Annotated in this window: 16 protein-coding genes; 7 read left to right on the forward strand and 9 right to left on the reverse strand. The window is 64.2% G+C overall.

The genetic code is table 11. The annotated features are described in order from the left end of the window. Positions 1-65 precede the first annotated feature (65 nt). Positions 66-2207, forward strand: a complete 2142-nt coding sequence (scpA, locus tag OCK01_RS15695) for a methylmalonyl-CoA mutase (RefSeq protein ID WP_263824736.1) — start codon at positions 66-68, stop codon at positions 2205-2207. Positions 2208-2215: 8 nt separating this feature from the next. Further along, positions 2216-2626, forward strand: coding sequence for a methylmalonyl-CoA epimerase (mce, locus tag OCK01_RS15700; RefSeq protein WP_263824737.1), 411 nt, complete (start codon positions 2216-2218; stop codon positions 2624-2626). 1049 nt (positions 2627-3675) lie between these two features. Here the strand turns inward: mce and groL are convergent. Both groL and groES read right to left on the reverse strand, forming a co-directional pair. After that, the gene (gene groL, locus OCK01_RS15705) at positions 3676-5298 is read right to left on the reverse strand and encodes a chaperonin GroEL (RefSeq protein ID WP_263824738.1); all 1623 of its coding nucleotides are present in this window, start codon (positions 5296-5298) and stop codon (positions 3676-3678) included. A gap of 56 nt (positions 5299-5354) precedes the next feature. Beyond that, positions 5355-5669 (reverse strand): co-chaperone GroES, encoded by a 315-nt coding sequence (gene groES, locus OCK01_RS15710; protein ID WP_263824739.1) that lies wholly within the window; start codon positions 5667-5669, stop codon positions 5355-5357. Between the two features lie 268 nt (positions 5670-5937). Between groES and OCK01_RS15715 the strand changes: the two genes are divergently transcribed. Further along, positions 5938-6210, forward strand: coding sequence for an usg protein (locus OCK01_RS15715; protein WP_182827566.1), 273 nt, complete (start codon positions 5938-5940; stop codon positions 6208-6210). A gap of 6 nt (positions 6211-6216) precedes the next feature. Here OCK01_RS15715 and OCK01_RS15720 read toward each other — a convergent pair whose 3' ends face one another. The 5 genes from OCK01_RS15720 to OCK01_RS15740 form a co-directional block, all read right to left on the reverse strand. Continuing rightward, the gene (locus OCK01_RS15720; RefSeq protein WP_263824740.1) at positions 6217-6954 is read right to left on the reverse strand and encodes an SGNH/GDSL hydrolase family protein; all 738 of its coding nucleotides are present in this window, start codon (positions 6952-6954) and stop codon (positions 6217-6219) included. Between the two features lie 61 nt (positions 6955-7015). Further along, positions 7016-7423, reverse strand: coding sequence for a DUF2177 family protein (locus tag OCK01_RS15725; RefSeq protein WP_263824862.1), 408 nt, complete (start codon positions 7421-7423; stop codon positions 7016-7018). 24 nt (positions 7424-7447) lie between these two features. Continuing rightward, positions 7448-7822: a DUF2147 domain-containing protein gene (locus OCK01_RS15730; protein WP_182827568.1), complete on the reverse strand. Its 375-nt coding sequence runs from the start codon at positions 7820-7822 to the stop codon at positions 7448-7450. Positions 7823-7871: 49 nt separating this feature from the next. Then, positions 7872-8666, reverse strand: coding sequence for a DUF1365 domain-containing protein (locus OCK01_RS15735; protein ID WP_263824741.1), 795 nt, complete (start codon positions 8664-8666; stop codon positions 7872-7874). After that, entirely contained in the window at positions 8663-10024 is a 1362-nt protein-coding gene (locus OCK01_RS15740) for an NAD(P)/FAD-dependent oxidoreductase (protein ID WP_263824742.1), read from the reverse strand. Before OCK01_RS15740 ends, OCK01_RS15735 begins: the two co-directional genes overlap by 4 nt. A gap of 185 nt (positions 10025-10209) precedes the next feature. Between OCK01_RS15740 and OCK01_RS15745 the strand changes: the two genes are divergently transcribed. From OCK01_RS15745 to OCK01_RS15755, 3 genes are read left to right on the forward strand one after another with little or no spacing between them, the layout of a single operon-like run. Beyond that, positions 10210-11031: a DUF1295 domain-containing protein gene (locus OCK01_RS15745; protein WP_263824743.1), complete on the forward strand. Its 822-nt coding sequence runs from the start codon at positions 10210-10212 to the stop codon at positions 11029-11031. Beyond that, positions 11028-12065 carry an SAM-dependent methyltransferase gene (locus tag OCK01_RS15750; RefSeq protein ID WP_263824744.1) on the forward strand — a complete coding sequence of 346 codons (1038 nt, stop codon included), beginning with the start codon at positions 11028-11030 and terminating at the stop codon, positions 12063-12065. Before OCK01_RS15745 ends, OCK01_RS15750 begins: the two co-directional genes overlap by 4 nt. Before the next feature lies 1 nt (position 12066). After that, positions 12067-12597, forward strand: coding sequence for a hypothetical protein (locus OCK01_RS15755; RefSeq protein ID WP_263824745.1), 531 nt, complete (start codon positions 12067-12069; stop codon positions 12595-12597). Between the two features lie 3 nt (positions 12598-12600). Here OCK01_RS15755 and OCK01_RS15760 read toward each other — a convergent pair whose 3' ends face one another. Together OCK01_RS15760 and OCK01_RS15765 are read right to left on the reverse strand one after the other, a co-directional pair. Then, positions 12601-13320, reverse strand: coding sequence for a response regulator transcription factor (locus OCK01_RS15760; RefSeq protein ID WP_263824746.1), 720 nt, complete (start codon positions 13318-13320; stop codon positions 12601-12603). Further along, the gene (locus OCK01_RS15765) at positions 13317-14540 is read right to left on the reverse strand and encodes a GAF domain-containing sensor histidine kinase (protein WP_263824747.1); all 1224 of its coding nucleotides are present in this window, start codon (positions 14538-14540) and stop codon (positions 13317-13319) included. Before OCK01_RS15765 ends, OCK01_RS15760 begins: the two co-directional genes overlap by 4 nt. A gap of 273 nt (positions 14541-14813) precedes the next feature. Here OCK01_RS15765 and OCK01_RS15770 point away from each other — a divergent pair, with 273 nt between their 5' ends. Continuing rightward, positions 14814-15830, forward strand: a complete 1017-nt coding sequence (locus tag OCK01_RS15770) for an ABC transporter substrate-binding protein (protein ID WP_182827573.1) — start codon at positions 14814-14816, stop codon at positions 15828-15830. The last annotated feature ends 22 nt before the right edge of the window (positions 15831-15852 follow it).

Consider the following 15852-nt stretch of genomic DNA (forward strand, 5'->3'; position numbering starts at 1 on the left):
ATCGCGGTCAATTCCAGACGTATTTCAGGCATATGCCTGACTCCACTGACAAAGAGGATCGCCCAATGACCGACACCAAGACGCTTACCGACTGGGCAAAACTCGCCGAGCGCGAACTCAAGACCTCGCCCGAGACGCTGACCTGGAAGACGCCCGAGGGCATCGACGTCAAGCCGCTCTACACCGAAGCGGATGTCGAAAATCTCGGCCATCTTGGCTCCCTGCCCGGCTTCGCGCCCTTCACCCGCGGCCCTCGCGCGACGATGTATGCCGGCCGGCCCTGGACGATCCGGCAATATGCCGGCTTCTCGACCGCCGAGGAATCCAACGCCTTCTATCGCAAGGCGCTCATGGCCGGGCAGAAGGGCCTGTCGGTGGCCTTCGATCTCGCCACCCATCGCGGCTATGACAGCGACCATCCGCGCGTCACAGGCGATGTCGGCAAGGCGGGCGTGGCGATCGACAGCGTCGAGGACATGAAGATCCTGTTCGACAAGATCCCGCTTCAGGACATGTCGGTGTCGATGACCATGAACGGCGCCGTGATCCCGATTCTGGCCAGTTTCATCGTCGCGGGCGAGGAACAGGGCGTGGCGCGGGCCGATCTGTCGGGCACGATCCAGAACGACATTCTCAAGGAGTTCATGGTCCGCAACACCTATATCTATCCGCCCGAGCCCTCGATGCGGATCGTCGCCGACATCATCGAATATACGGCGCGGGAAATGCCGAAATTCAACTCGATCTCGATCTCCGGCTATCACATGCAGGAGGCCGGAGCGACGCTCGTGCAGGAACTGGCCTTCACGCTGGCAGACGGCCGCGACTATGTGCGCGCAGCGCTGGCCAAGGGGCTCGATGTCGACGAATTCGCAGGGCGGCTGTCCTTCTTCTTCGCCATCGGCATGAATTTCTTCATGGAGGCGGCCAAGCTGCGCGCGGCGCGGCTGCTCTGGTCGCGGATCATGGCGGAGTTCAATCCGAAGAAGCCGTCATCGTCGATGCTGCGCACCCATTGCCAGACCTCGGGCGTGTCGCTGCAGGAGCAGGACCCGTATAACAATATCATCCGCACGGCCTATGAGGCGCTGGCGGCGGCGCTGGGCGGCACGCAATCGCTGCACACCAATTCCTTCGACGAGGCGATCGCGCTGCCGACGGAATTTTCGGCCCGCATCGCCCGCAACACCCAGTTGATCCTGCAGCATGAGACGGGCGTCACCAAGGTCGTCGATCCCCTGGCCGGCTCCTATTATGTCGAAAGCCTGACCTCGGAGCTGGCGGAAAAGGCCTGGGCGCTGATCGAGGAGGTCGAGAGCCTCGGCGGCATGACCAAGGCGATCGAAACCGGCCTGCCCAAGCGGCTGATCGAAGAGGCCGCCACCCGTAGGCAGGCTGCGGTCGATCGCGGCGAAGAGGTGATCGTCGGCGTCAACAAATACCGGCTCGCCGAGGAAGCCGATATCGACACGCTCGACATCGACAACCGCGCCGTCCGCGAGGCGCAGATCCGAAGGCTCGAAAAGACCCGGCAGTTGCGCGACGCCAAGGCCTGCGAAGCGGCGCTTGCCGCGCTCGAACAGGTCGCCAGATCGGGTCAAGGCAATCTGCTCGCCGCCGCCGTGGATGCGGCGCGGGCGCGGGCCAGCGTCGGCGAGATTTCCGACGCGATGCGCCGCGTCTTCGGCGATTACGAGGCGGTTCCGGAAGTGGTCTCCGACATATATGGCCCCGCGAGCGCCGAGGATCCGGAATACCGGCAGATCGCCAGCCGGCTGGCGGAGCATGTGGCAAGACAGGGTCGCAAGCCGCGCATCCTCGTCGCCAAACTCGGCCAGGACGGCCATGATCGCGGCGCCAAAGTCATCGCCTCGGCCTTCGGCGATATCGGCTTCGACGTGGTCGCCGGCCCCTTGTTCCAGACGCCGGGGGAAGCCGCCGATCTCGCCATCGGAAAGGGGGTCGACGTGGTCGGCGTCTCGTCGCTGGCGGCCGGGCACAAGACGTTGCTGCCGGAACTGGTCGAGGATCTGAAAGCCAAGGGCGCCGGCCATATCATCGTGGTCTGCGGCGGCGTCATTCCGCGCAAGGACTATCAGTTCCTCTATGACGCCGGCGTCGCCGCCGTGTTCGGCCCTGGCGCCAATGTGGTCGATGCGGCCCGCGCCGTGCTCGACCTCGCCGAAGGCAAATTACGCAACGAATAGGACCTGCCATGCTCGGACGCATCAATCATATCGCGCTCGCCGTGCCCAATCTGGACGTGGCGGTCGCGCGCTATCGCGACAGCCTCGGCGCCAAAGTCTCTGAGCCGCAGGCGCTGCCGGAGCACGGCGTCACCGTGGTCTTCGTCAGTTTCGAGAATTCCAAGGTGGAACTGCTGGAGCCGCTCGGCGAGGCTTCGCCGATCGCCGCCTTCCTGACTAAAAATCCCGATGGCGGCATGCATCACATCTGCTACGAGGTCAGAGACATCAAGGCGGCGCGGGATCATCTGGTGGCGGCGGGCGCCCGCGTGCTCGGCGGCGGCGAGCCGAAGATCGGCGCGCATGGCAATCCGGTGCTGTTTCTGCATCCCAAGGACTTCTTCGGGACATTGATCGAACTGGAAGAGGTCAGGGCTTAAGCGGCATTATGAATGCGGCGCGGCATGACGGCGATCACGTCGGTGTTGCGCCGCTTTATCGTCTTCAAAATCGAGCTCGGTTCAAAGAGCGGGCGCGGATCTTCGCTCCGCCGCGTCATCACGCCCGGAGTTGTCCGTCATTGTCTCGCTTCGCCCATGCGGGCTCGGCCGGGGCGCGAAGAACGCCTCGTTTGTTTAGTTTTAATGACGCTCGTCGCGCCCCGCATTCGGCGGTTTGTGCCTCGAACTTGACGCTCGTCGCCGCAGGTCGAGCCTGCGGGTAATCCGCCTCTAAAGCGGGCCTTACTGTAACGTCCCTTTCGAGACGCCACCCTGGGGGGACGCTTTCACGCCCAGGTCCCCAGTCTTCGGGGGTCGTCGTTTCTCGAAGCCCCGGAGAAAGGGAGTTCACGTCGTCCCCCTTTCCCCAGCGCCGGCCCCATCTCGCCGCGACGCCTCGCGGTGTAGCCGATAATGGGACGAGACAAGGATAAGGGGCGTGGGAGGGTGGGGGATGAAAATATTTTCGGGAGGGTGATTTTTTGAGGAAGGCCCTCCCCCACCCCTCCCACAGGGGGAGGGGCTTAACCCAGGTCTGCCGCCGGCGTCCCACAGTTCAGCCTAGCGGAGGAGAGGTCGCTTGGGTTTGGAGGGTGAGGCAGCGCAAGCCCCTCCCCCTTGTGGGGAGGGGTTGGAGAGGGGGTTTCCCCCTTCCTCGTCGTCATCCTCGGCCTTGTGCCGAGGATCTGAGGCAGCGAGCAAAATCAAAGCGTTGCAGAGGCTCGGGACAGGCCCGAGCAAGACGATGGTGAGGGTTCCGTTTGCGGTTGACGGCGTGCGCTGCCCCTCATCCGGCTGCCGCCACCTTCTCCCCGCGCCTGCGGGGAGAAGGGCGATGGAGCGCCGACATTGCCACATCCTCCTTCTCCCCGCAGGCGCGGGGAGAAGGTCCCGGCAGAGGGATGAGGGGCGGTGCAGGACGGAGGAGGCGATTACAATGAAATGAAGCCCCCTCGCCGGTGTGGCGAAGGGGCGCATCGTCCGTCCGATCAGTAGTCCATGCCGGCGGGCATGGCGGGAGCGGTTTCCTTCTTCGGCTTTTCGGCGATCATGGCTTCGGTGGTGATCAGGAGACCGGCCACGGAGGCGGCGTCCTGGAGCGCGGTGCGCACCACCTTTGCGGGGTCGATGACGCCCTGGGCGAAGAGGTCGCCATAGTCGCCGGTCTGGGCGTTCCAACCATAGGAGAAGTCGGACTTTTCGCGCAGCTTGCCGACGATGATCGAGCCTTCGGCGCCGGCGTTCTCCGCGATCTGGCGCACCGGGGCTTCGATGGCGCGGCGGATGATGTCGATGCCGACGCGCTGGTCGTCATTGGCGGTCGCAAGACCGTCCAGCGCCTTGACGGAGCGCAGGAGCGCGACGCCGCCGCCCGGCAGGATGCCTTCCTCGACGGCTGCGCGGGTGGCGTGCAGCGCATCGTCGACGCGGTCCTTCTTCTCCTTGACCTCGACTTCGGTGGAGCCGCCGACGCGGATCACCGCAACGCCGCCCGCGAGCTTGGCGAGGCGCTCCTGCAGTTTCTCGCGGTCGTAATCGGAGGTGGTTTCCTCGATCTGGGCGCGGATCTGGCTCACGCGGCCGTCGATCTCGGTCCTGGAGCCGGCGCCGTCGACGATCGTGGTGTTTTCCTTCTCGATCGAGACTTTCTTGGCGCGGCCGAGCATGGCGAGCGTGACATTTTCCAGCTTGATGCCGAGATCTTCCGAAATGACCGTGCCGCCGGTGAGGATGGCGATGTCCTCCAGCATGGCCTTGCGGCGATCGCCGAAGCCCGGCGCCTTGACGGCGGCGACCTTGAGACCGCCGCGCAGCTTGTTGACCACCAGCGTCGCCAGCGCTTCGCCCTCGACGTCTTCGGCGATGATCAGCAGCGGCTTGCCGGACTGCACCACGCCTTCGAGCACGGGCAGCATGGCCTGCAGGTTCGACAGCTTCTTCTCATGGATCAGGATATAGGGATCGTCGAGTTCGACGCGCATCTTGTCCTGATTGGTGATGAAATAAGGAGAGAGATAGCCGCGATCGAACTGCATGCCTTCGACGACTTCCAGTTCGGTGTCGGCGGTCTTGGCCTCTTCCACCGTGATCACGCCTTCATTGCCGACCTTCTCCATGGCCTCGGCGAGATAGCGGCCGATTTCGGCGTCGCCATTGGCCGAGATCGTGCCGACCTGGGCGATTTCCTCATTCTTGGAGATCTTGCGGGCATTTGCCTTGAGATCCTTGACCACCGCGTCGACGGCCAGATCGATGCCGCGCTTCAGATCCATCGGGTTCATGCCCGACGCGACGGCCTTGGCCCCCTCGCGCACGATCGCCTGGGCGAGAACGGTCGCGGTGGTGGTGCCGTCGCCGGCGAGATCATTGGTCTTGGAGGCGACTTCGCGCAGCATCTGCGCGCCCATATTCTCGAACTTGTCCTCGAGTTCGATTTCCTTGGCGACCGACACGCCGTCCTTGGTGATGCGCGGCGCGCCGAAGGACTTGTCGATCACGACATTGCGGCCCTTGGGACCGAGCGTCACCTTCACCGCATTGGCGAGGATGTCGACGCCGCGCAGCATTCTCTCGCGCGCATCGGTGTTGAATTTCACGTCTTTCGCAGCCATGGGTCACTCCTTCATAGGCAGCAGTTTATGACTGTATGGAATTTGGGATGAGGCGATCAGGCGGCCTTCTTTTCCGCCACGGGGGTCACGATGACGCCCATGATGTCGGCTTCCTTCATGATCAGCAGCTCTTCGCCGTCGATCTTGATTTCGGTTCCCGACCACTTGCCGAACAGCACGCGGTCGCCGACACGCACGTCGAGCGCCACGACCTGGCCCTGCTCGTTGCGGGCGCCCGGACCCACGGCGAGAACTTCGCCTTCCTGCGGCTTTTCCTTGGCGGTGTCGGGAATGATGATGCCGCCCTTGGTCTTCTCCTCGGACGTGACGCGACGAACGACGATACGATCATGCAACGGTCTGAACTTCATGTTTTCCTCCTGGACAAACACAATGCTTGCTTTCCCCTCGCCCGGACCGGCGGAGGACCGGACGGGGCGTCGGACCCGCTCCCGGCGTCCGACGCGCAAAAATCTGGTTTTGCGGTTTTTCGTTTTCAAGAGGGAGGAATCAAAAAAATCAGCACTCGCGCAAAATGGCTGCTAACAACATGATTTATAACGGTCTTTTGTCATTTTTCTATTGCAATTCGCCTCCCGCGTGGCACAATTTCTGCGTTGACCATGAGAGGGAAACCGCATGAAGGCTACGCATGACTTCACCCTTCAAATGGAAGGGTATGGTTTGACCACCGCCCATATTCTCTACCGAATGCCCGATTTCAGATCCGTGCTGCAGACCTATCTCTGGCAGGATTACGATCTCGCCCCCGATTTCCCGCAGATGCGCAAATTCCTCGACTTCTGGGAGAAGAAACTGGATGGGGCGCTGCATTCGGTCCGCTACAGCCACAAACGGCTGATCGGTCCCAACGAATGGCGGCGGATCGACGGCGAGATCGTCTTGCACTGAGCACGTTCAGCGCGCGAGAGCCGAGAAGATCACCTCATAACCGGCGCGACGGAAATGGCCGTAGTCGTCGGCATAGTTGCCGCAGGTCGGGCGCTTCGGGTCCGACGGCGCGTCGCCGGCCGAGCAGGTCAGCCGGGCCGTATCGATTTCGACGAAACGCATGCGGTCACGACCGGCTGCCCAGGCGGCGAGTTCGGCGTTGAGGGCCTTGCGGTCGACGTCGCGGAACCGGAAATCCGCGCCGCGCGGCGGCACGGCGACGAGATCGAGCCGCGCCTTCGGCCAGACGACCAGCGCCTTCTCGGCAACCTTGCGAATGCCGGCGGCGATGGCGCAGGGCGGCATGTAGTCATAAGTGAGATTGTTGGTGCCGACCAGCAGCACGACGCGTAAAGCCTGAGGCGCGCGGCCCTGCATGCGCTCCAGCAGCCACAGCGCATGCTGGGTCATGGCCCCGCCGACGGCGGCGTTCCACACCAGGCGCGCGCCGAATTGCCGGCGGATCTGATCCTCGGGCCAGTTGGCGAGCAGGGAATCGCCGAAAAGCACGATGTCGGCGCGCGCCGGCGGCTGAGCGATGAGCTGGTCGGCGCGTTTCAGGCCGTGCGGCCATTGATAGGGAACGGGGTCAGTCGCCACCCTGACGGCATAGGGATCGCAGGCTTTTTCGGCGGCGGAAGCCGCGTTTATGGACAGGCAGGCCAGCGCTAAACCGGCCAGCGCTCGCTTTGCATAAATACCCATCGCGCTCAGAGCTCGTCGCATCTGCAAAACATGCAATCGCCTGCGCGAGGACGCAAGGGGGTTAGATCCCAGTCAGCATCCGCGTCGCCTTATAACCGATGACGGCGGAAGATGCGGAGAGGAAGGTGCCCCAAGCCAGATCGGCGATGGTCAGCAAGGTCGACCAGTTGCGCAGCACGGCCTGGCTGGTGAGATCATAGGTGGCGTAGGCGGCGAAGCCGAAGAAAGCGCCATGCAGGAGCGCCACCTTCCAATCGCCGGCCGCCAGCGCCGGGCGGATGGCGAAGAACACCAGGGCGGCAATGAAGATCAGGTAGAAGGCGATCGCCGGGCCGAGACGGAACTGGTCGGCGAGCATGTCGCCCATGACGGGCCGGTAGAGCCGGTTGGCCATGGTGGTCAGCCAGATCGAGTCGATCACCGCAAAGGCGATGCCGGTGGAAAGATAGGCGACGGCGGCGGTTTTGATCGACAGGGCGGCCATGAAATATCCTCAGTTGATGCGCGTCCAGCCGACGCCCTTGCACAGCAGGCCGCCGAGAATGCAGCCTTCCGTGGTCATGGACGTGTCGTTGACGGTGAGATTGATGCGGTAGCTGCGGTCGCGCTGCGGATCGAAGGCGGTGCCGGACAGTTTTCCCGGACCGGTGGGCTTGACGCTCATCACCAGCTTGTCGCCGGTCTTTTCATCCTCGGTGCCCGGCTTGATCCAGGTGTTGATGGCGCAGAGATCGCCGCCGCAGCGGACGATCTTGACGCGCGCCTTGCCGTCGCCGCGGGCCCAGTTGCCGAACAGCTTGTCATCGGCGGCGTGGGCCGACGCGCTCAGAGCGGCAAGCGCGGCGAGGGTCGAAATCAATGCTTTCATGACGCTTCTCCTCTTTGATCGCACATACGACGGCGTGGGCGGGAGCGGATCACTCCGCCGGCTGCACCGGCAAATCGCCCACCGACACGGGGTCGGCCGGCGGAGCCGGACGCGGCCTGAGACGAACGCCCTTCAACCAGATCTTCAACGCTTCCCAGTGAATGCCGCCGACCACGCGCAGCGTGAGGAGCGGGATCATGAAAAACGCTTTCAGAAGCGCCGCGTCGGTGAGTTCGGCGCGCTTGGCCAGATGTCGGGCGGTCAATACGAGGCCTTCAGCATCCGACACGTCGATCTTCACCGCGAGACGGTCGTCCGGAGGCGTAACGCGGAAACGGTATTTGAGATCCATCTCCATGAAGGGCGAGACGTAAAAAGCCTTGTCGCAGCTCTGTTCGATCTCTCCGGAGGCGTCGCCATGGACCGGAATGATGTAGGCGTGGCGCTGTCCGAAGGTGTTGTCGACCTCCCAGAGGATGGCGGCGAGGCCGCCGTCGGCGCGATGGCAGAAGAAGATGCTGAGCGGATTGAAGGCCCAGCCGAGCAGTCGGGGCATGGTCAGGAGCGTGATGCGACCGCCGTCGGGTTCGACGCCGCACAGCCGCATGGCCGCCTCGACCTGGCCACGCAGATCGCGGCCCGACCTGTCGCCGCGATCGGCGCGGCGGAAGGAAAACAGGTTGAAGCGGTCGACGGAGAAGAACTTCAGCTTTTTGTCCAGCGCGTCGAGTTCGTCGAGGTCGATCAGCAGCGAATAGATGCGATAGGCGAGGCTGTGCCGGCGCGGCTTGACGCGCAGATGCGTGACATGGCCAGGAAAGAGCGCCGAGCGAAAAGGCGTCACGCCATCGCCTCCGTCCTGATCGGCAGCGCCAGCGGCCGACGCACGATGCGAGCCGATTCCGCCTGCACCTGCCAGGGACGGCGGAGACCGCCGAGATCCTCGGCCACCGCGAGGCCGGCCTGCAGCCCATCCTCATGAAAACCTGCGCCGAAATGGGCGCCGCAGAACCAGGTGTTGGAATGTCCCTGCAGCGACCACAATTCCTGCTGGGCGCGCTGGGTGCCGACATCGAAGATCGGATGTTCATACATCTGCCGGAGATGGACGCTGTCGGGATGCGGTTCGCGGCAGGGATTGAGCGTGACGAAGGTCGGCGGCGCAGATCCCAGCGGCTGCAGCCTGTTCATCCAATAGGTCACCGACAGGCCGCGCTGGCCGTCGCGATTGTCGGCGAGATAGTTCCAGGCCGACCAGGCGAAGCGGCGCTTCGGCATCAGGCTGGCGTCGGAATGCAGCACCGCCTCGTTGCGCGAATAACGGAAGGCGCCGAGCAGGCGACGTTCGTCCTCGGTGGGATCGGCGAGCATGGACAGCGCCTGATCGGCATGAGTGGCGACGACGACGTCGTCGAAGCGGCGGACGCCGCCCTTCGCATCGCGGATCTCGACCGCGCCGCCCAGCCGCTTGATCGAGGCGACCGGGGTGGAGGTGAGAATGCGGTCGGCGAAACCGGCGCTGAGGCGCTGCACATATTCGCGGCTGCCGCCCTGCACCGTCCGCCATTTGGGACGATTCACGACATCGAGCAAACCATGATTGCTGCAGAAGCGCACGAAGGAGGCGGCGGGATAATCGCCGACATCGAGCGCCGGCGTCGACCAGATGGCGGCCGCCATGGGATAGAGATGATCCTCGCGGAAGCTGCGGCTGTAGCCGTTGCGCTCGAGATAGTCGTCCAGCGTGATGTCGCCCATCGCGGGCAGGTCGCGCGGGGCGTTTCGGTAGAAGCGCAGAATGTCGGACAACATGCGCCAGTAGCGCGGTTTGAACGCGTTGGACGGCTGGGCGAACAGCCGGAACAGGTCGGAGCCTGAATATTCGAAGGCGCCGCCGTTCATGGAGACGGCGAAGGACATGTCGGTTTCGACATTGGGCGCATCGAGCGTTTTGAACAGCGCGGTGAGATTGGGATAGGTGCGTTCGTTATAGACGATGAAACCGGTGTCGACCGCAACGCGTTGACCGGCATGATCGAATTCCACCGTGTTGCTGTGGCCGCCGACCCGATCGGCGGCTTCGTAGACGGTGACGCTGTGACGCTGGGAGAGCAGCCATGCCGCCGACAGCCCTGAAATCCCGGTTCCGATCACTGCGATATCCAGCGGTCTTTCGCCGAGGCGTCGTTCCATAAAGGCCATAGGGGTCTGCGCTCCAGTCTGGTTGCATCGCCATTGTCTACGCAGCGGCTTGCGCGACAGTTTCATCGCCGACGATTTTTTGACGGATGATCGTGGCGAAGCCGAAATGCGCAGCGAGAGAACCGGTTGCAGGCCGGCTGCGTAAACAGAAACAATCCATTTCCATCAGCCTCATGAGGCGGACCATGACTGTCACCGGCGCAATACTCCTCGCGATCATGATGAGCCTGTTGATGACGATCGCCTGGGCGGCGCAGCGGCGCACCGGATCGAGCGGCTGGATCGATTCCATCTGGTCCTTCGCCGTCGGCATCGGCGGCGTCACTGCCGCCCTCATCGCCGAAGGCGGGGACGGGACGCGGCGCTGGGTTGCGCTCGGCGTGATCGGGCTCTGGTCGCTGCGGCTCGGCCTGCATATCGCTGCGCGCACCAAAGGCGCGGGCGAGGATCCGCGCTACCAGGCGCTCATCGACGAATGGGGCGATCGCGCCGGCTTCCGGCTGTTTCTGTTCCTGCAGGTGCAGGCTGTGTGCGCGCTGGTGCTGGCGCTGGCCGTCTATGCGGCGGCCGCCAATCCGGCAGCCTTCGGTCTCCTCGATATCCTCGCGCTGTCGGTCGCCGTGATCGCGATTGCGGGGGAAGCAGTGTCCGATTGGCAGCTCTCTCGGTTCCGCAGAGACAATCACGGCAAGGGAAAGATCTGCGAGGTCGGGCTTTGGGCCTATTCCCGCCACCCGAACTATTTCTTCGAATGGCTGGGCTGGTGCGCTTGGCCGCTGCTCGCCCTCGATTTCTCGGGCGCTCATCCGGTCGGCCTGAGCGCATTCGCGGCGCCGGCGCTGATGTATTGGCTGCTCGTGCATGTCTCGGGCATTCCGCCGCTCGAAGCGCATATGCTGCGCTCGCGCGGCGACGCCTTCCGGGCGTTGCAGGCCCGCGTCAACGCCTTCTTTCCCGGCCCGCGCCGTGGTCAATCCCAAGCCGCCATCAAGGAAGCCCGCTCATGAACCTGATCGCTCTCGCCATCAATGCGGCCGAACGCGTCGCCCTTCCCGACACCCTGACGCTGGCCGGCATCGACTTTCTTTGCGGGCGCACCAAGCGGCGGCTGGCGGACACGCCGGAAAGCGAGGAAGAAGCCTTTGCCGCCTCGATGAAATACTATCCGGTCGCCACCCATACCGGCGAGGCCAACGAGCAGCATTACGAAGTGCCGTCCGAATTCTTCGAGCTGGCGCTCGGGCCGCGGCGGAAATATTCGAGCTGTCTCTATCCCACCGAAACGACCACGCTGGCCGAGGCGGAAGTGGCCGCTCTCGCCGAGACGGTTCGGCATGCGGATCTCCGGGACGGACAGGACATTCTCGAACTCGGCTGCGGCTGGGGTTCGCTGTCGCTCTATATGGCCGAAACCTTCCCCAACGCCCGCATCACGGCAGTGTCCAATTCCCGCACGCAACGCGCCTATATCGAAGGCCAGATGGATGCGCGCGGACTCAAGAACCTGACCGTCATCACCAAGGACATGAACGAATTCTCACCCGAGGGCGGCTACGACCGGGTCGTTTCGGTGGAAATGTTCGAGCATATGTCCAACTGGCAGGCGCTTCTGGAACGGGTGCGCGGCTGGCTGAAGCCGGATGGACGGCTGTTCCTGCACGTCTTCACCCACAAGTCCCGCTCCTACCGCTTCGACCACAACGACCCGGCCGACTGGATCGCCCAGCATTTCTTCACCGGCGGCATCATGCCGGCGCATGATCTGCCCAAGCGCTTTTCCGACCTGTTCGAGATCGACGAGGAATGGCGCTGGTCGGGCATGCACTACCGCCGCACGGCGCTGCATTGGCTGGAGAATTTCGACGCGAACGCGGCGCGGATTGATCAGATCTTCCGTGATGTCTATGGCGCCGACGCCGCTCTCTGGAAGCGTCGCTGGCGGCTGTTCTTTCTCGCGACCGCCGGACTGTTCGGCCATGCGGGCGGCGAGGAATGGGGTGTGGGCCATTACCGGCTGAAGCCGGTGCAGACGAGCGCTTGAGATGACCCTGCCGCAACAGGCCGGCGCGGCTGACGACGCATTGTTGACCCAGGCGAGCGTCACCGTCGCCTGGGTGATCCTGCTCAACAAGCCGTTCTACCCGCTCTATGTCTGGTGGTTCGTCGGCGAGGGCACATTGACCTCCTGCCTCACCATGCTCGGGGCGCCGCTGTTTGCGCTGGTGATCTGGCTTTCCCGGCGCAACGGCCTCCAGGCGCGGATCGCGCTGCCGATCGCCGGGGCCGTCGATACGATCGCGGAGACCTACCTGTTCGGCGCAGCGTCAGGCACGGAACTGTTTCTCATCGCCTGCATGATGATCATCGCGCTGTCGTTCCGGCAGAGCGAGGCGCTCATCAAGCGCGGGCTTGCCATCGCGCTGTTTGTCGCCTTCGTCCTGTTCCATGGCCGCACCGGCGGGCCGCTCTATCCCTGGACGGAAGACCAGATCGCCACTCTGCGCAACATCAACATCTTCGCCGTGGCGGGCCTGACGGCCTTTCTGGCGCTGCGCTATCCCAATCGGGCGTGACGCTCAGCGGCCCGCGAGCCATTCCGCCAGTTCGGCTTCGGCCCGTTCCAGAGCCGAATAATTCAGGAGCTTGCGCAGGAAGGCGACGGTGACGGCGCGGGCGCGGAGATTGAAGCGGCTCTCCTCGCTGTCGGTCATCGGCTGGTAGACGTCGAGCTTCTCATAGAGCTGCTGCAGCCGGTTCTGCACCGAGCGCAGCGAAAGATTGCGCCGCTTGGCGATGGCGCGGTCGGTGAGGCCCAGCGCGATATCGACGAGGATTTCGTATTCGCTGTCGGTGAAGCCGTTGGCGTGTCCCAGGCTCTTCTGCTGCAGCCCGCGCACCTCGCGGTCGATCACGCATTGGCTCTCGATGAAGATGCTGCGCAGCGCCAGCTTCAGCCGGTCGTCGGAGGCGGATTTCAGCACATAACCATAGGCCGCGCCCGGCGGCACGATGCGGGAGACACCGCGCACATAGGCTTCGTCGGCATAGTTCGACCAGAACAGGATGCGCGTGTCGGGCCGCTCCTTCCAGATGGTGCGCGCCGCCTCGATGCCGTTGCGGGCGCTCATCTGCAGATCCATCACCACATGGGCGGACTTGTTCTCGCGGGCGAGCTTTTCGCCGGCCCCGCCATTGTCGGCCTCCAGCACCTGTTCGCATTCCGGCAGCGCCGACCGCACCGCCTCATGCAGATAGGACCGGTGCAGCGGATCATCCTCGACGATCAGGACTTTCATTCCACCGCCTCCCGCGCGGCGAGCGGCAGGCTGACCTGCACGGTCGAGCCGCGATTGTCGCGGTTGCGCATGATCTCGAAGCGGGCCGAAATCAGCCTGGCGCGGGTGCGCATATTGTCGATGCCGGCGCCGCTGCGCTTGGCGGCGGGCGGAATTCCGACGCCGTTGTCGCGCACCTCGATGATCAGCGCGCGACCGGTGCGCCGCAACCGCACCGTGATGCGGTCGGCATGGGCGTGGCGGATGGCGTTGTTGATCGCCTCCTGGGCGATGCGAAAGAGAGCGGTGGCCACCGGCTGGTCGAGCGCGTCGATCGCGCCGGGGGAATCGTCGATCAGCTCCCAGTGGAAGGCGAGCCCGCTGTCGCGCGTCGAGCGCTCCAGATGGTTCTCCACCGCCTGCGCGAAGCCGAACAGCTGCAACACCGTAGGCCGCGCCGTCTCGATGATTTCGCGCAGATCCTGCATGCAATGCTGCAGGCCGCGAAACAGCGGGTCGAGCGCCTCGCCCGTGACATCCGGCTGGCGGGTCAGCTGCTCCATGCGCCGGGCGAGCCGGGTGAGATCGGCCAGCGTCTGGTCGTGCAGGTCCATGCCGATGCGCTGGCGTTCCGCCTCCAGCGCTTCGGTAAGCTTCAGCGCGCCTTGGCGCAGGCCTTCTTCGCGGGCGCGGGCCTCGGCCTCGACGATCGCCGAGCGCTTGGCCTGGTCGGCGGCGCGCAGCGCGAAGAAATAGGGAGCCAGCAGATCGGCAATGGCCCGGGCCTTTTCGACATCGGCGACGCTGTAGAGTCCCGCCTGCCGGCTGGAGCAGGAAAAGGCGCCGATGATGTCGCCCTGCACCTTCAAGGGCACATGCAGCCGGCTCCTGAGCAGACCTTCGAGGATGGGGCCGTCGAACGCGCCCTCGAAATGAAAGCGTGGATCGGCGCAGGCGTCGTCGGTGAGCAGCATGTCGACTTCGCCGAACAACAGTGTGCGGATCGGGCTGCCGTCGAGCGGCGCCGGAGGCCTGCGGCCCCAGTCGGTCTCGAAGCCGCTTTCGTAAGCCGTATGGAACAGACCATCCGGCGTGGTGATGCAGACATCCATGTGATCATGCGGGATGATATGGCTGATTTCCTGCGCCACCGCATGGATGGCCGAGCTGAAATCCAGCTGCCCGGCCAGCAGGCGCGAGATCGTCAGATATTGGCTGAGCAGCGGCGTCGTGTCGAGCATCGCGGAATCCTCCCTGCCGCCGGCGTCTCTCCTCCCGCCGGTTGCGAACCAGCCGAACATAGCGCTTCGAGGGGCGCGTCCGTCTTGCAGGATCCCGCAAATTTTCTGCGCTTTCCCGCAAGGTCGCTGCCGTGAACCGCCTATACAGGCCGCGCCGAATGCTCCATCATGGCTTTACTGAGAGCGATGGCCTCAGTGCAAGAACTATTTCGGACGCCGGGAGGACGGCGCCGGAAGCCGGCGAGAGGAGCCGGTTCAACAGGGAGGAAGATGATGACGTTCAGGACGCTACTCCTGGCGACAGCCGCCGTGCTGTCCGCCGCAATGCCGCTTTCCGCCTCGGCCGACACGTCGGGCAAGAAAATCGCGCTCTCCAACAATTACGCCGGAAATTCCTGGCGTCAGGCGATGCTGACGAGCTGGGACAAGGTGACCAAGGAAGCCGTGAAGGCCGGCGTGGTCGCAGCCGCCGACCCCTTCACCACCGCGGAAAACCAGGCCACCGAACAGGCCGCGCAGATCCAGAACATGATCCTCCAGGGTTATGACGCGATCGTGATCAACGCCGCCTCTCCGACCGCGCTCAACGGCGCCGTCAAGGAAGCCTGCGACGCCGGCATCACCGTCGTGTCCTTCGACGGCATCGTGACCGAGCCCTGCGCATGGCGCATCGCCGTCGACTTCAAGGAAATGGGTCGCAGCCAGGTCGAATATCTCTCCAAACGCCTGCCGGAAGGCGGCAATCTGCTCGAAATCCGCGGTCTGGCCGGCGTCTTCGTCGACGACGAGATCTCGGCGGGCATCCATGACGGCGTCAAGCAGTTCCCGCAGTTCAAGATCGTCGGCTCCGTGCATGGCGACTGGGCGCAGGACGTGGCCCAGCGCGCGGTGGCCGGCATCCTCCCAAGCCTGCCCGAAATCGCCGCCGTGGTGACCCAGGGCGGCGACGGCTATGGCGCCGCCCAGGCCTTCGACGCCGCCAAGCGCAAGATGCCCACCATCGTGATGGGCAATCGCGAGGACGAGTTGCAGTGGTGGAAGCAACAGAAGGACGCCAACGGCTATGAGACCATGTCGGTCTCCATCGCGCCGGGCGTCTCCACGCTCGCCTTCTGGGTCGCCCAGCAGATCCTCGACGGCAAGGACGTCAAGAAAGACCTCGTGGTGCCGTTCCTGCGCATCGACCAGGACAATCTCGAGCAGAACCTCGCCAACACCCAGAAGGGCGGCGTCGCAAACGTGGAATATTCCCAGGCCGACGCCCAGAAGGTGATCGAAGCCGCCAAGTAAGGCGCCGCAATCCAACGGCTCG

Source organism: Rhizobium sp. TRM95796 (assembly GCF_025779995.1).
Classification (GTDB): domain Bacteria; phylum Pseudomonadota; class Alphaproteobacteria; order Rhizobiales; family Rhizobiaceae; genus Rhizobium_E.